Annotated in this window: 10 protein-coding genes; all 10 read left to right on the top strand. The window is 43.9% G+C overall.

Translation table 11 applies throughout. The features are described from left to right. The first annotated feature begins 231 nt into the window (after positions 1-231). The gene (gene sdhA / locus QL982_RS02825; RefSeq protein ID WP_290162650.1) at positions 232-2,082 is read left to right on the top strand and encodes a succinate dehydrogenase flavoprotein subunit; all 1,851 of its coding nucleotides are present in this window, start codon (positions 232-234) and stop codon (positions 2,080-2,082) included. Positions 2,083-2,305: 223 nt separating this feature from the next. Then, positions 2,306-3,016, top strand: coding sequence for a succinate dehydrogenase iron-sulfur subunit (locus QL982_RS02820; protein ID WP_055123743.1), 711 nt, complete (start codon positions 2,306-2,308; stop codon positions 3,014-3,016). Between the two features lie 954 nt (positions 3,017-3,970). After that, on the top strand, positions 3,971-6,847 hold the full coding sequence (locus QL982_RS02815) for a 2-oxoglutarate dehydrogenase E1 component (protein ID WP_290162654.1): 2,877 nt from the start codon (positions 3,971-3,973) through the stop codon (positions 6,845-6,847). 153 nt (positions 6,848-7,000) lie between these two features. Continuing rightward, complete coding sequence (gene odhB, locus QL982_RS02810) at positions 7,001-8,236, top strand: 2-oxoglutarate dehydrogenase complex dihydrolipoyllysine-residue succinyltransferase (RefSeq protein WP_290162656.1); 1,236 nt, start codon at positions 7,001-7,003, stop codon at positions 8,234-8,236. 210 nt (positions 8,237-8,446) lie between these two features. Further along, complete coding sequence (gene lpdA / locus QL982_RS02805; protein WP_290162658.1) at positions 8,447-9,901, top strand: dihydrolipoyl dehydrogenase; 1,455 nt, start codon at positions 8,447-8,449, stop codon at positions 9,899-9,901. A 148-nt stretch (positions 9,902-10,049) separates the two neighbouring features. Then, the gene (gene sucC, locus QL982_RS02800) at positions 10,050-11,216 is read left to right on the top strand and encodes an ADP-forming succinate--CoA ligase subunit beta (RefSeq protein ID WP_197128689.1); all 1,167 of its coding nucleotides are present in this window, start codon (positions 10,050-10,052) and stop codon (positions 11,214-11,216) included. Between the two features lie 149 nt (positions 11,217-11,365). Continuing rightward, a complete protein-coding gene (gene sucD / locus QL982_RS02795; protein WP_110922029.1) occupies positions 11,366-12,241 on the top strand; it encodes a succinate--CoA ligase subunit alpha in 876 nt (291 codons plus the stop codon). Between the two features lie 270 nt (positions 12,242-12,511). Then, positions 12,512-13,384 carry a UTP--glucose-1-phosphate uridylyltransferase gene (locus QL982_RS02790; RefSeq protein WP_290162665.1) on the top strand — a complete coding sequence of 291 codons (873 nt, stop codon included), beginning with the start codon at positions 12,512-12,514 and terminating at the stop codon, positions 13,382-13,384. Positions 13,385-13,387: 3 nt separating this feature from the next. Continuing rightward, on the top strand, positions 13,388-15,082 hold the full coding sequence (pgi, locus tag QL982_RS02785; protein ID WP_290162667.1) for a glucose-6-phosphate isomerase: 1,695 nt from the start codon (positions 13,388-13,390) through the stop codon (positions 15,080-15,082). 40 nt (positions 15,083-15,122) lie between these two features. Then, positions 15,123-16,508, top strand: a complete 1,386-nt coding sequence (locus QL982_RS02780) for a UDP-glucose/GDP-mannose dehydrogenase family protein (RefSeq protein WP_290162669.1) — start codon at positions 15,123-15,125, stop codon at positions 16,506-16,508. The last annotated feature ends 48 nt before the right edge of the window (positions 16,509-16,556 follow it).

Below are 16,556 nucleotides of genomic sequence, written 5' to 3'. Positions count from 1 at the left end.
TCATAGCATTGGGCTAGCATTACTGATCAGCCAATTGATTTATAGATGGCTGAATAGGCTCAGTCCAGTATAACGATAGATATGCAAATGAAGTGCTTAAAGATTGTTAAGCTGTCTTATTCTATAAGCGTATGAAATGGCCAATTAATGAGCCTTCATGGCTGTGATAGGAAGCGCTTTATATAGTCTTTCATTTACTTCTCAGCATTAACAGGCATTAGGAAAACCGTAATGGCAACTAGACAAGACAATACCATTAGTAATATTAAAACCCTAAACTACGATGCAGTTATCGTTGGTGGTGGTGGCTCAGGTATGCGTGCTTCATTGCATTTAGCGGAAGCGGGCATGAAGGTTGCAGTTCTTACCAAAGTATTCCCAACACGTTCGCACACGGTTGCCGCTCAGGGTGGTATCGGTGCAAGTTTGGGTAACATGAGCAATGACAACTGGCACTTTCACTTCTATGATACCGTTAAGGGATCAGATTGGTTAGGTGACCAAGATGCTATCGAATACATGTGCCGTGAAGCACCAAAAGTAGTCTATGAGCTTGAGCACATGGGCATGCCGTTTGACCGTAACGAAGATGGCACGATTTATCAGCGCCCGTTTGGTGGTCATACGTCTAACTATGGCGAAAAAGCTGTACAACGTGCTTGTGCTGCTGCCGACCGTACTGGTCACGCACTGCTGCACACGTTATATCAGAAAAACCTAGAGCAAGGTACTGAGTTCTTTATCGAGTGGATTGCGCTTGATTTGATCAAAGACGAAGCGGGTAACATCAACGGTGTGGTTGCACTTGAGCAAGAGACAGGTACTATCGCTGTATTCCAGTCACCAATTACTGTCCTAGCGACAGGTGGTGCTGGTCGTATTTTCGCAGCTTCTACCAATGCTTATATCAATACTGGTGACGGTATTGGCATGGCAGTACGTGCTGGCATTCCATTGCAAGACATGGAGTTCTGGCAGTTCCATCCAACTGGTGTTCATGGTGCAGGTGTACTATTGACCGAAGGTTGCCGCGGTGAAGGTGCTATCTTGCGTAACAAAGATGGTGAAGCGTTCATGGAGCGTTATGCACCAACCGTGAAAGACTTGGCACCACGTGATCTAGTATCGCGCTCAATGGATCAAGAAATCAAAGAAGGCCGTGGTTGTGGTCCTAATGCTGATCATATCGTAATGGACATGACGCATCTAGGTGTTGAAACCATCATGAAGCGCTTACCATCAGTATTTGAGATCGGTAAAAACTTTGCCAACGTTGACATCACTAAAGAGCCAATTCCAGTAATCCCAACTATTCACTACATGATGGGCGGTATTCCAACCACTATTCATGGTCAAGTGATTGTACCGGATTTAGAAGCAGGTACGGATGAAGACGGCCTATATGCTAAAGGCAATGTGGTTAAAGGTCTTTATGCAATCGGCGAGTGTGCTTGTGTAAGTGTACATGGTGCTAACCGTCTAGGTACAAACTCTCTACTGGATCTATTGGTATTTGGCCGTGCAGCTGGTAAGCATATCGTTGATGAATTTCATCACGCTGATCACAACTATAAGCCGCTTGACCCTCGTGTACTTGACTTTACGGTTCGTCGTTTAGACAAACTGCAACAGTCTACCGCAGGCTATAATGCGCAAGACGTGGCTGATGAGATTCGTGCCACTATGCAGACACATGCGAGCGTTTTCCGTACGCAAGCAATGATGGATGAAGGCGTTGAGAAGATTTTAGCACTGGGTGAAAAGATCGACAAAATCCATCTAGGTGACAAATCTCAAGTGTTTAACACAGCACGTATCGAAGCGTTCGAAGTTGCTAACTTATATGAAGTAGCAAAAGCGACAATGATCTCAGCTGCACAGCGTCATGAAAGCCGCGGCGCGCACAGCGTATCTGACTACGATCGTCCAGAAGATGATGACTATGCACCAAATGGCCGTAATGACCACGATTGGATGAAGCATACCTTATGGTACTCTGAAGGCAACCGCATCATTTATAAGCCTGTTCGTAAAGTGCCATTGACGGTTGACTATATTGAACCAAAAGTTCGTGTCTACTAGTTTTAGACAATGCGCCTGATGTATAGCTGATATACAAACGCAGCGTTAACGTTTTATCCCTTATTCATTTATTAAAAAGGTGACCGCCAGCTACATGCTCATGCCAGCGCTACTACGCTATTAATTGGTATCCGATATTGGTTATCAGTACTGATTGATAGTTAGCGCGACTATGTTGCAATCTTTGTATGCCCGCCATCACCTACGTGTGGAGTTTAGCATTATGAGCCGAGGTACTCGCACCATCGAAATCTATCGCTACGATCCAGATCTGGACGCAGCGCCGCGCATGCAAACGTATACGATTGAACTACTTGATTCAGATCGTATGTTGCTTGACGTATTATTACGCCTAAAGAAAGAAGATGAAACGCTCACCTTCCGTCGCTCTTGCCGTGAGGGCATTTGTGGCTCTGATGGTATGAACATCAATGGCAAAAATGGTCTAGCATGTCTAATCAACATGAACACGCTACCAGAAAAAGTAACGGTTCGTCCGCTACCTGGTTTGCCAGTGGTTCGTGACTTGGTCGTCGATATGAACCAATTCTATGAGCAATATGAAAAAGTACATCCGTACTTAATCAATGATCAGCCAGCACCACCGACAGAGCGTCTGCAATCACCTGAGCAACGTGAAAAACTGAACGGCCTATACGAATGTATCTTATGTGCATGCTGTTCAACCAGCTGCCCATCGTTCTGGTGGAACCCTGACAAATTCCTAGGCCCATCAGCATTGTTACATGCTTATCGTTTCGTGGCTGATAGCCGCGATGGTGATACTCAAGCGCGCTTGGCTCGTTTGGATGATCCGTTTAGCCTATTCCGTTGCCGTGGTATCATGAACTGCGTATCCGTTTGTCCAAAAGGTTTGAATCCAACCAAAGCGATTGGTCATCTACGAAATATGTTAATTGACCAAGCAGGTTAATCGTTTATAATTGCCTTGTTTTAATAGATTCAATACGTAAAACACCACCTATTCGTTAGGTGGTGTTTTTGTTGGTTAAAAAGACGACATACAGACGCACTATTTTTGACAGTCGTCCTTGTACGAATAAGCCTTTTATGGGTTTGCTGGGGATTATTTGGCGTAAAAATAGCCATAGATTTGATGAATCAACAGATAAGTCCTCGGTCGGTCGAGCGTAAGACTTTATGGGCAATACGTTGGTCGTATGTAAGAATACATAGTATATAAACAATCAGCCTATATAATCAGATATAGACATAGGTAATTTTTGGTATAATCGTGTCTACGATTTAATCAGACTATTACAGCGTGTTTTTTGACCAAATGGCCTGTATGGATTGGATATCGTATGGCAATACTAGGCTAAAACACTATGCTCATGGTCATTATGCGTTTATAATTGATACTAGATATTCATTACGTAAATACTTAGTATTGAACAAACAAACTATGTCGCAAAAAGTGAGCATGATAATCTATACAGCAATGTATGTTTGTCTGAAATGACAAGATTTATCAGCAAATAGAAGCTGTTTCAGCGGCGATAGCCAGTTTATAGGCTAGCTGAAAAATTAACCACCTATTAATAGCTTACCATTAATGGGTTGGTTATAACTCAAAGAAGTATATATAAATTAATGTTGTGAAACGAGTCAGATAAGAAAACTGAGCGTTCACAAATATTTTTTTAAACGGGTATTGCAATAAGACTTGTTACCACTATTTAGCATCACTTGCTTCTTTAGACAATGACAGCAATATTCTATGGTGATGGCAATACTTAGGGATAAAAGTGTTTTATCGAATAGTATTTAACAGGATAGGACAAATTGTCTAGAGGCCTGAGCATACAACGACTGACACAATAATAAGCACAATTCCATTCATTTATCTATCAAATAGACGATTATTATGAATAGTATAACCAAAGAAAAATCTGGCCAAGTACATACCGAACTGGCTGCCGATAACGCCAACTATATAGAAGCTCTTTATGAGCAATACCTAACCGACCCTGATAGTGTTGATACTGAGTGGCAAACGTACTTCGAACAGTACAAGTCACAAAACGATGCTCAGCATAACGCTATCAAAGATCAGTTCTTACTACTTGCTCGCAACCAGACGGCGAATAAGAGTAGCAGCACTGACACCGGTTCTAGCAGCTCATCTAACGGCGATCCTAAGCAGATGGGTGTCCAGCAATTAATCTCGGCATATCGTCGCCGTGGGCATCGCCGCGCTAAGCTTGATCCTTTAGATTTGCATCCACGTGCCGAAGTAGAAGATCTGACACTGGCTTATCACAACTTGTCAGAAGCTGATCTTGATACCGTATTCCCTACCAATGATTTAGTAATCGGTAAAAATGAAGCGCCACTGCGTGAAATTATCGAAATCATGGAGCGTGTTTACTGTGGTCACATCGGTGTCGAGTACATGCATGTTACCACCAGTACAGAAAAACGCTGGATGGAAGAATACCTAGAAACCAACCTAGGTTACATCAAATTTGATAAAGAAAAGCGTCTATCTATTCTTGAGCGCCTAACCGCTGCTGAAGGTCTAGAAAAATACCTCGCTCGTAAATATACGGGTGTTAAGCGTTTTGGACTAGAAGGCGGTGAGAGCTTTATTCCTGCTATCAACGAAATCATCCAACGTGCTGGTGGTTATGGCACAAAAGAGGTGGTCATTGGCATGGCTCACCGTGGGCGTTTAAACCTATTGGTCAATATCTTAGGTAAAAACCCTGCAGACTTGTTTGATGAGTTTGATGGTAAGGTACAGCCAGAAAAAGGCTCAGGTGATGTTAAATATCACAATGGTTTTTCATCTAACGTAATGACACCAGGCGGCGAAGCGCATTTGGCTTTAGCCTTTAACCCGTCTCATCTTGAGATTGTCGCGCCAGTACTACAAGGCTCAGTACGTGCTCGTCAAGTACGTCGTAACGACCAGCCATTATTAGATAATAAAGGTGGCAACTCAGTATTACCGATTGTCATTCACGGCGATGCGGCTTTTGCTGGTCAGGGTGTGGTTCAAGAAACCTTCCAAATGTCACAAACCCGTGCTTATACCACTGGCGGTACTGTACATGTTGTTATCAACAACCAAGTTGGTTTTACTACTAGCCGTCAAGAAGATGTTCGTTCAACGGAATACTGTACTGACGTTGCCAAAATGGTCCATGCTCCTATTCTGCATGTGAATGGTGATGATCCTGAAGCAGTGGTGTTTGCCGCTCAGTTGGCCTTAGATTATCGCCATCAGTTTGACAAAGACATTATCATTGATTTGTTCTGCTATCGCCGTAACGGTCACAATGAAGCCGACGAGCCTTCAGCAACTCAGCCATTGATGTATGCTGTCATCAAAAAGCTTCCTACCACTCGTACTATCTACGCACAGAAACTGATCGCCGAAGGTATTTTGAGTGCTGAAGAAGAAAAGCAGTACGAAGATGATTATCGTGAGTCTTTAGACCGTGGTGATTACGTTGTCAGCTCTCTAGTTCAACAGCCTAATGAGCAGCTATTTGTAGACTGGAAACCTTATCTAGGTCACGACTTGGTTGATGATTGGGATACCAGTGTCGATATCGAAAAACTCAAGGGTTATGGACGCCGCATGGCCGAAATGCCAGAGGGCTACAAGCTACAACGCCAAGTTCAAAAAGTAGTTGAGCAACGCTTGGCTATGCAAACTGGTGAAGAGCCTCTTAACTGGGGTGCTGCTGAGACATTGGCTTATGCATCATTGGTTGATAATGATGATGTATTGGTACGTATTACAGGTGAAGATGTCGGCCGTGGTACTTTCTCTCATCGTCATAGTGAAATATACAATATCAATGACGGCAGCATGTATGTGCCGCTGGCTCATATGAGTGAAACTCAAGCGCGCTTTGCGACTTATAACTCATTGTTGTCAGAAGAAGCCGTACTAGCCTTCGAATATGGTTATGCTACGACAGTACCGAACGCATTGATCGTTTGGGAAGCACAGTTTGGTGATTTCGTTAACGGTGCTCAGGTTGTTATTGACCAATTTATCTCAAGTGGTGAGACGAAGTGGCAGCGTGTGTGTGGTCTGACTATGTTGCTACCACATGGCTTTGAAGGTCAAGGCCCTGAGCATTCATCTGCGCGTCTTGAGCGTTTCTTACAGCTATGTGCTGAAGACAACATGCAGGTCATCACGCCGACGACGCCTGCGCAAATTTATCATGCATTACGTCGTCAAGCAGTACGTCCGATTCGTAAGCCATTGATTGTGATGTCGCCAAAGAGCTTGCTACGTCATAAATTAGCAACTTCAAATCTAGAAGAACTTGCGAATGGTAAGTTTGAAACCGTATTGCCAGAGATGGATGATCACAACGCAGACAAAGTAACCCGTATGGTGCTGTGTGGTGGTAAGGTTTATTATGATTTGCTTGAGCAGCGCCGTGCATTGGGTCTAGACCATGTGGCTATCGTTCGTATTGAGCAGCTTTATCCATTGCCAGAGACGCGCTTAGTCGCTGAGATCGAAAAATACAGCAACCTAACAGAAATCGTATGGACGCAAGAAGAGCCGTTGAACCAAGGTGCTTGGTATTATTTGGCACCGCATATGTTCCGTATTGTCGTACCACACCCAACCAAGGCAAAAGTCATGGAGCCGGTGGCACGTCCTGCCAGTGCAGCACCTGCGACAGGTTCACCAAAATTACATGCTCAGCAGCAGCAAGCATTGATCGCTGGTGGTCTTGGTATCAGTGTTGATGAGTTGTCTAAGTAATAAACGGTCTAATCAAAAGACTGTAGAAGATAAATGAATCAGGCGATGACAGTCAGTATCCTTTAATACAATTCACGTAGTATGTTAAATGGTACTGACTGCCTATCACGACTTAATAATAAATATGAATATCCAAATCTAAGGAGTATATCGATGGCTGATATCAAAGCCCCCGTTTTTCCAGAATCGGTTGCCGACGGCACAATCGTTGAATGGCATGTTACTGAAGGTCAGCAAGTTAACCGTGATGACCTATTGGCTGAAATCGAAACTGATAAAGTTGTATTAGAAGTGGTCGCACCTGATAATGGCGTTGTCACCAAAATCGTTAAGCATGTTGATGATACTGTGTTGTCTGATGAGCTTATCGCTCAATTTGAAGCGGGCGCAAGTGCAGGCGAAGCACCAGCCGCAGATACAGAGCAATCAGCTGCACCAGCACAAGAAAAACAAGCGGCAGATGGTGGCGAGCCAGTACAAGTAACAGACAAAAAAGACGACGCTGATCATAAAGATCAAAGTCCAGCAGTTCGTAAAGCAGCAAAAGAGTCTGGCGTAGATCCTAAAGAAGTGGAAGGCAGCGGCCGCGGTGGTCGTGTCACCAAAACGGATATGGCTAACCCAACACTGAAATCAGACAGCAGCATCAAATCTGATAGCGGTCGTCCTGTTGCTGAATCAATGGGCGAGCGTACTGAAAAACGCGTTCCAATGACTCGTCTTCGTAAGCGTGTTGCTGAGCGTCTATTATCAGCATCACAAGATACAGCCATGTTGACGACGTTTAACGAAGTGAACATGAAGCCGTTGATGGATATGCGTGCTAAATATAAAGATAAGTTCGAAAAACGTCATGGCGTACGTTTAGGCTTTATGTCATTGTTCGTGAAAGCGGCAACTGAAGCACTTAAACGCTTCCCAGCAGTCAACGCTTCACTAGACGGCGACGACATTGTTTATCATGGTTTCTATGATATCGGTGTTGCAGTCTCTTCAGATCGCGGCTTGGTTGTTCCAGTATTACGTGATACAGACAGCATGAGCATGGCTGATGTCGAAAGCCGTATTCGTGAGCTTGGTGGCCTTGCTCAAAAAGGCAAACTTGGTCTGGATGACATGACTGGCGGTACTTTCACTATCTCAAACGGTGGTGTATTCGGCTCATTGATGTCAACGCCTATCTTGAACCCGCCACAAACTGCTATCCTAGGTATGCATGCGATCAATGACCGCCCAATGGCTGTCGATGGCAAAGTTGAAATCCTACCAATGATGTACTTGGCACTCTCTTATGACCATCGTATGATTGATGGTAAAGAAGCGGTACAGTTCTTAGTAACTATCAAAGAATTGGTCGAAGATCCAGCGATGTTACTACTAGACTTGTAAGCTTTTAAGCTTGTATTGGCAAACGCTGATACAAGCTTTTTAACTTTGGTTTAAATGGTGGTGTTAGCTGTTTATTTATAAATAAGAGTGTTTCGCTGACATGGTGTATTAACCATTAAATAGAAACACACTGAGTAAAAACATCGCTTATTTATTAACGAGACAATCCTCAGTTTGAATGATAAATAAAATTGGAAATAGGAACGTACTATGAAAGATAATTATGATTTAGTCGTCATCGGCGGCGGTCCTGGTGGTTACGAAGCAGCTATTCGTGCAGGTCAATTGGGTATGAGCGTTGCTTGTATCGAAAAACGTGTTTATAAAGGTGAGCCAGCGCTTGGCGGCACTTGCTTAAACGTTGGTTGTATCCCATCAAAAGCCTTACTTGATAGCTCGCATCGTTATGAAGCGACTAAGCATGACCTTGCTGAACATGGTATCAGCACAGGCGATGTCGCTATTGATATCGAACAAATGATTGCGCGTAAAGAAGGCATCGTCAAGCAATTGACGGGCGGCGTTGCAGCATTATTAAAAGGCAATGGCGTTGACTGGCTACAAGGCTGGGGCACATTGGTTGACGGCAAAGGCGCTGACAAAACCGTTAAATTTACCGCACTTGCTGACGAAACCGAAACGACCATCACTGCTAAGAATGTCATTCTTGCGGCAGGTTCTGTTCCTATTGATATTCCTGTTGCAAAAACTGATGGCGACCGTATTGTTGATTCAACTGGCGCACTTGATTTCACTGAAGTACCCAAGCGTCTAGGCGTTATTGGTGCTGGTGTTATCGGTCTTGAGCTTGGTTCAGTATGGCGTCGTTTGGGCGCAGAAGTCGTTGTTTATGAAGCGCTGCCAAGCTTCTTAGCCGCTGCTGATAAAGACATTGCCAAAGAAGCAGGCAAAATGCTCAAAAAGCAAGGTCTTGATATTCGTGTTGATACCAAAGTGATCAATGCTGAAGTCAAAGATGATCAAGTTGTTGTCACTAGCGAAAGCAAAGGTGAATCATCTGAGGAAAGCTTCGACAAACTAATCGTTTGTGTTGGTCGCCGTGCCTATGCTGAAAAACTATTGGGTGATGACAGTGGCGTTACATTGACCGAACGTGGTCTTATCGATGTAAACGATCAGTGCAAAACCAATCTTGATGGTGTTTATGCTATCGGTGACTTGGTACGTGGTCCTATGCTTGCGCACAAAGCAATGGAAGAAGGCATGATGGCTGTTGAGCGTATTCATGGCGAAAAAGCTCAAGTTAACTATGACACTATCATCAATGTCATTTATACTCACCCAGAAATCGCATGGGTAGGCTTGACTGAGCAAGAAGCGGAAGCAGCTGGCTATGAAGTTAAAACAGGCTCGTTCAACTTAGCTGCTAACGGCCGTGCACTAGCCCAAAGCGAAGCGCAAGGCTCTATCAAAGTAGTGGCTGATGCTAAAACAGATCGTCTGCTAGGTATGCATGCAATCTCTGCGGGTGCTGGTGATATCGTCCATCAAGGTATGATCGCGATGGAATTTGTCTCTAGTATTGAAGACCTACAGTTGATGACGTTTGCGCATCCAACGATTTCAGAAGCCGTGCACGAAGCTGCTCTGTCTGCTGATGGCCGTGCTATTCACGCCATTCAGCGCAAAAAGCGTAAAAAATAAGCAGTTTTATTATCGATTTACAACCTGATTGTGGTATCGCTGTTTTGGTGATGCCACAATCATGAGTGCGTCAGACGTATGATTCATATGTATATGCGCGCACTTGATTTCACTTTTTATTAATTGTAAAAAATAAAGGATACAATCAATGAATTTACATGAGTATCAAGCAAAAGAGCTATTAAAAAGCTACGGTTTGCCGATTCAAGAGGGCATCATTGCCCATAACGGCGACGAAGCTGCTGCTGCTTTTGATAAAACCCCAACTGACATTGCGGTAATTAAAGCGCAAGTACATGCTGGTGGTCGCGGTAAAGCTGGTGGTGTAAAGCTGGTTAAAACTCGTGAAGAAGCCAAGCAAGTTGCTGAAGAGCTAATTGGTACTAACCTAGTTACGTTCCAAACTGACGCTGATGGTCAACCAGTCAACTTCGTATTGGTTGCAGAAGATATGTATCCAGTACAAACTGAGCTATATCTTGGCGCAGTGGTTGATCGTGCGACTCGTCGTGTGACCTTTATGGCATCAACCGAAGGTGGTGTTGATATCGAAGAAGTTGCACACAGCACTCCAGAAAAAATCTTTAAAGTACATGTTGATCCTTTAGTTGGTCTAATGCCTTTCCAAGCGCGCGATGTTGCGTTCAAACTTGGTCTAGAAGGCAAGCAAATCAATCAGTTCGTTAAATTAATGACTGGTGCTTATAAAGCATTTGTTGAAAACGACTTTGCATTAATGGAAATTAACCCATTAGCGGTTCGTGAAAACGGCGAAATCGTTTGTGTTGATGGCAAAATTGGTATCGATTCAAACGCACTATACCGTCTACCTAAAATTGCAGCACTACAAGACAAAACTCAAGAAAACGAGCGTGAGCTTAAAGCTGCTGAGTTTGACCTAAACTACGTTGCCCTAGAAGGTAACATCGGTTGTATGGTTAACGGTGCTGGTCTTGCAATGGCAACAATGGATATCATCAAATTGTATGGTGGCAAGCCTGCTAACTTCTTGGACGTTGGCGGCGGCGCAACTAAAGATCGCGTTGTTGAAGCATTCAAGATCATTCTTGAAGACAGCAGCGTTGAAGGTGTTCTAATCAATATCTTCGGTGGTATCGTACGTTGTGACATGATTGCAGAAGCCATTATCGCTGCTGTTAAAGAAGTCGATGTACAAGTACCTGTCGTTGTACGTCTAGAAGGTAATAATGCTGAAAAAGGCTTACAAATTCTAGAAGAGTCTGGTCTTAAGCTGACTACAGCTCAAGGCCTAGCAGATGCCGCTCAAAAAATTGTCGATGCGGTTAAAGCCTAAGTCTTTAATGATTAGTGTCTAGAAATAAACACTAAAGCATAGTAGTCAACGCGTGATAGTAGCTTTTATATAAAAATTGACCATTAACATTGAATAAAAATGGTACTAAGAGTCGCTATCACAAGACAACCGAATACAAGGAATAAATAATGAGTGTATTAATCGATAAAGATACCAAAGTATTGGTACAAGGTTTCACTGGTAAAAATGGTACGTTCCACTCTGAGCAAGCAATCGAATACGGTACTAAAGTAGTCGGCGGCGTAACACCAGGTAAAGGCGGTCAAACGCATCTAGGCCTACCAGTATTTAATACAATGGCAGAAGCCATGGAAGCGACTCAAGCGGATGCTTCTGTTATCTATGTACCAGCACCATTCGTACTAGATTCTATCGTTGAAGCAATCGATGCTGGCGTTAAGTTGATCGTAGTGATCACTGAAGGCGTACCGACTATCGATATGCTAAAAGCCAAACGCTATCTTGAAGAAGCGGGCGATGTGCGTCTTGTTGGTCCTAACTGCCCAGGCGTTATCACGCCAGGTCAGTGCAAAATCGGCATCATGCCAGGCCACATTCATCAGCCAGGTAAAGTGGGCATTATCTCACGCTCTGGTACTTTGACTTATGAAGCCGTAGCTCAGACGACTAAGCTTGGTTTTGGTCAATCAACTTGTATCGGTATCGGTGGTGATCCTATCCCTGGTATGAACCAGATTGACGCATTGAAATTGTTCGAAGCTGATCCACAAACTGAAGCTATCATCCTAATCGGTGAGATCGGTGGTACTGCTGAAGAAGAAGCTGCTGCTTATATCAAAGACCATGTGACTAAGCCAGTTGTTGGTTATATCGCTGGTGTTACCGCTCCAGAAGGCAAGCGTATGGGTCATGCTGGCGCTATCATCTCTGGTGGTCAAGGTACTGCTGAAGAGAAATTCAAAGCGTTTGAAGATGCTGGCATCGCGTATACGCGTGACCCATCTAAGCTTGGCGAAAAGCTAAAAGAAGTTACTGGTTGGTAAAATAGGCATAAGTCTATTAAACACCAGAACTGTATTGAATAAAAAAAAAGACACCCCTACAATGGGGTGTCTTTTTTTTTCAAAATGAACAATAAAAACTCAAAGCGTTCTTGTACCAGTCCTCATGGATAAAGTAAATTTCCCGTAGCATTGACAGAGCATGAATCTGAATGACTATAATGGATCTTAAGTTGTATTGAGTTACAGCTGTCTAATAATGCGTTATGATTGTCTTCTTTTTACTCATCTTTTTAATTTAGTTAACACACTATGAAAAAAATCACTCACGCCGTTATCCCCGTTGCAGGCTTTGGTACACGTATGCTGCCATTGTCCAAATCTGTGCCAAAAGAGCTATTGCCGCTAGGTAATCGTCCTGCTATCCATTATGTGGTCGAAGAGGCAATCGCTGCGGGTATCAAGCATATTGTCTTGGTTGGTCATGCACAAAAAAGTGCGATTGAAAACTACTTTGATATCAATGCTGAGCTAGACAATCAGCTTAGAGCGAAAGGTAAAGACGAGCTGGCGGATAGCTTAAACTGGCTACCAGAGGATGTGACAGTATCGATGATACGTCAGGGTAAAGCTTTAGGGCTTGGCCATGCGGTACTTGTTGCTCGACCAATCATCGGTGAGCATGACTTTGCCGTTCTGCTTCCAGATGTCGTGCTTGATCCATTTACTGGCGATATGGCTGCTGATAATTTAGCGTTTATGATTGATGCCTTCGGCGAAGACAACCATTCACAAATATTAGTCGATAAAGTCGCTGATGAAGATGTGCATAAATACGGTATTGCTAAGCTGAGCGATGCCAGTAATATTGATGAGCAATCAGACACTAACACTAGCTTTAAAGTCGCAGGGTTTGTAGAAAAGCCTAACTTAGCCGATGCACCTTCTAAATTAGCAGTCGTTGGTCGTTATGTCTTTAGCAACCATATCTTTGACTACTTAGCCAATACCAAAGCCTCAGTCGGTGGTGAGATTCAGCTGACGGATGCCATTGATGCCTTGATCAGTGAGTACGGAGTGAATGTCACGACGATGCACGGTAACAGCTATGATGCAGGTGATATGCGCTCATATATGCAGGCGTTTATCTATTTCGCCGAGCAGCAATTAGCAGAAGATGAATAGCTGATGGTTGATATCAAAGATGATATAAGCTATCACAGTGCTCGCCATTCTAAATACTGGCAGCAACTAAAAACGCTTGCAAAGCATCCGTGGTCACTTGCACAGCTGTTTGCACAGGATGACAGTCGTGCTGCGCGTTTTAGTATGCAAGCTGGCGCGCTGTATATGGACTATAGCAAGCAATGTATTGATGAGCAGGTACTGGCAACTCTATTTAAGCTAGCAGAGAGCTGTGAATTGTCGACCCGTATTGATGCGCTTATGCAGGGCGCCTTGGTAAATACCAGTGAAGAGCGTGCAGCGCTACACACGGCGCTACGTCTGCCAGAAACAGCCACTTTACAAGTTGAAAATCAAAATATCGTTGCTGATGTACATCACAGTTTAGCGCAGGTAGCGAGACTATCTGAGCGGGTTCGTAGTGGTACATGGCGTGGTTTTTCAGGTAAGGCTATCACTGATGTCGTTAATATTGGCGTTGGTGGCTCTGATCTTGGACCGCTCATGGCGACGACAGCGCTTGATGAATGGGCAGACACCGAGATTGAAGTGCACTTCGTCTCCAACATGGATGGCACGCAGCTTGATAACTTGCTGAAACATCTAAATCCTGAGACAACCTTATTTATTATCTCATCCAAATCCTTTGGTACTGTCGATACGTTATCCAATGCTAAGACAGCGTTGTCATGGCTACTTGCCACTGCTAAGCTACGTGCGGGCACTGAAGACAGTGTGTTACGCCGCCACTTTATTGGCATCTCTGCCAATAGTAAGAAAATGAGTGCTTGGGGGATTCATCCTGAGCATCAATTACAGCTTTGGGAATGGGTCGGCGGTCGATTTTCTTTATGGTCGGCGATTGGGCTGGCCATTGCTATTCGTATCGGTATGTTTGGCTTCAAAGAGTTATTGGCTGGAGCTCACAGTATGGACGAGCACTTTTCGCAAGCTGATTTTTCGGAGAACCTACCGGTATTACTAGGGCTGCTTGCCGTTTGGAACAGTACCTTTTTACAGGTGAATGCTCATACTGTATTACCCTACGATGGTCGTCTCAGCTATTTACCAAGCTACTTAACTCAGTTAGAAATGGAAAGTAATGGTAAGTCGGTTACCCAGCATGGCGATCATATTGACTATGATACATGCCCGATTCTATGGGGTGAGATTGGCTCCAATGCTCAGCATGCGTTTTATCAATTGCTGCATCAAGGGACACAGCAAGTCTCTTGCGACTTTATCGCTTGCGTGCGCCGCTATAGTGGCGAAGTAAAAAACGCCTCTTTACAACAACAGCATGAACTGTCTTTAGCCAATTGTTTGGCACAAAGTCGCGTACTGGCGTTTGGCAATGCTGCTGTGGCAGATGCTTCTAGTAATAGCGAAGAGATTTCTGAAACTGCCACCAATGCCGATAAATATAAATATTACCGTGGCAATCAGCCTTCAACCACGTTGCTGATCGATGAGCTGACGCCGCATAGTTTGGGAGCGCTGATTGCGCTTTATGAACATAAGGTCTACGTCATGGCCAGTATTTGGGATATCAACCCGTTTGATCAATGGGGCGTGGAGATGGGTAAGCAAATGGCAGAGGCCGTACATCAAGCGATGCAACACACGCAGCAAGAGTCTCAAGGACAATTTGATACCTCTACTGACCAGCTGCTACAACGCATTAGACAGCTGTCTTAATTCTGCTGCCGATACATTAATAAAGTGAAAAGGTAAGCTTATGAGCGCTGATTCTATAAATGATAATACTCCCAAGTATATGAATATATCTAAACCACAAGGTACTGATAGCAATCAAGTTTGTGTGCTTATTGGTCATAGTATTGAAGCCATTACCAGTGCCGTGGTGCTGGCAAGCTTAGGTCAACGCATCCATTTGTATGCGGATATGGATTTATTAACTCAGCAGATACAGCAATATGGTTTTGAGCATCATTTACAAGCGCTGTGGCAGATGTATGAGCAGCAGCAGGTTATTACTAGCAAAGCGTTGCCCGATAGTGCCGATACGCTAATCAAATGCTATGAATCGGCAAGTCATGACGAAGTTGATAATCAAAGCACTGTGGCATTTTACTGGTTATTTTTAGATAGCATCAAATTGGTATGGACAGAAGACAGTTGGATTATCGCGTTTAATCAAAGCCATCAGCAGGCGCTACCTGTGGTTATGAGCGGCATTGAGCAATTAGGCCATGTAGCCGATTTGGCTCAGCAGTTACAGCGTGCTTGGGTATACTATCTGCCATTTGTCTTTTTGCAAGACGGCGATGCTTATAGTTCAATGTTAAATCCTTCATTGTGGTTACTCGGTGAAAAAACCGCCAACAGTAGTCAACATCTAGAAGTGTTAAAACCTTTGATGCAGCACGCGCGTGCCGCCCATCACGCTGATATTGCGACGATAGAATTTGCCCGTAGTAGTATCATGGCGATGCTCGCAACGCGAGTGAGTTTTATGAATGAGATGTCACGCTTGGCGGACAGTCAACAGGTCGATATCAAGCAAGTCAGTCGTATTATGGGGTTGGATGAACGGGTTGGTAGTAGCTACTTACAAGCAGGTTGGGGCTTCGGTGGTAACACGCTCCCGACTGAGTTGTCTAAGTTACAGCAGTCAAGCCAAACGCACAGTTTGAATATGCCGCTGTTGCAGTCAGTCATGCACATCAACGAAGACCAAAAAGAGCTGATATTCCGTAAATTCTGGCAGTATTTTGATGGTTTTATCGATAATAAAACCGTGATGGTTTGGGGTGGTAGCTATAAAGCCGGATCCGGACGTACTGCTGGCTCCGCCATTCATCCATTATTGGCTTTGTTGTGGTCTTATAATATTCGTACGATAGTCTATAGTGATAAAGCGAAGGCCGAACTTGCTGTGCTTTATCAGCAGCAACCTTTACTTGAGTTGACTGACACTCCTTACGAGCAACTTCGTGAGGCTCAGGCAATTTTTATCGTGAGTTGGTCACCACGAGATCAATTGGATATTGGCAAAATCAATCAACAAGCCATGCCAGTATTTGATGCGCAAAATGCCCTGACACGCTCGCAAATTAATAGCTTAGTAGGTGACTATATGGGTATTGGTCGAACTAAATAGTTTGATTTAAGGTTTTCTGTGTATAGAAAAAAGGCTCGCTAATACTCA

Source organism: Psychrobacter sp. 5A.1, assembly GCF_030407455.1.
Taxonomy (GTDB): domain Bacteria; phylum Pseudomonadota; class Gammaproteobacteria; order Pseudomonadales; family Moraxellaceae; genus Psychrobacter.
This window is presented reverse-complemented; position numbering and strand designations above follow the sequence as displayed.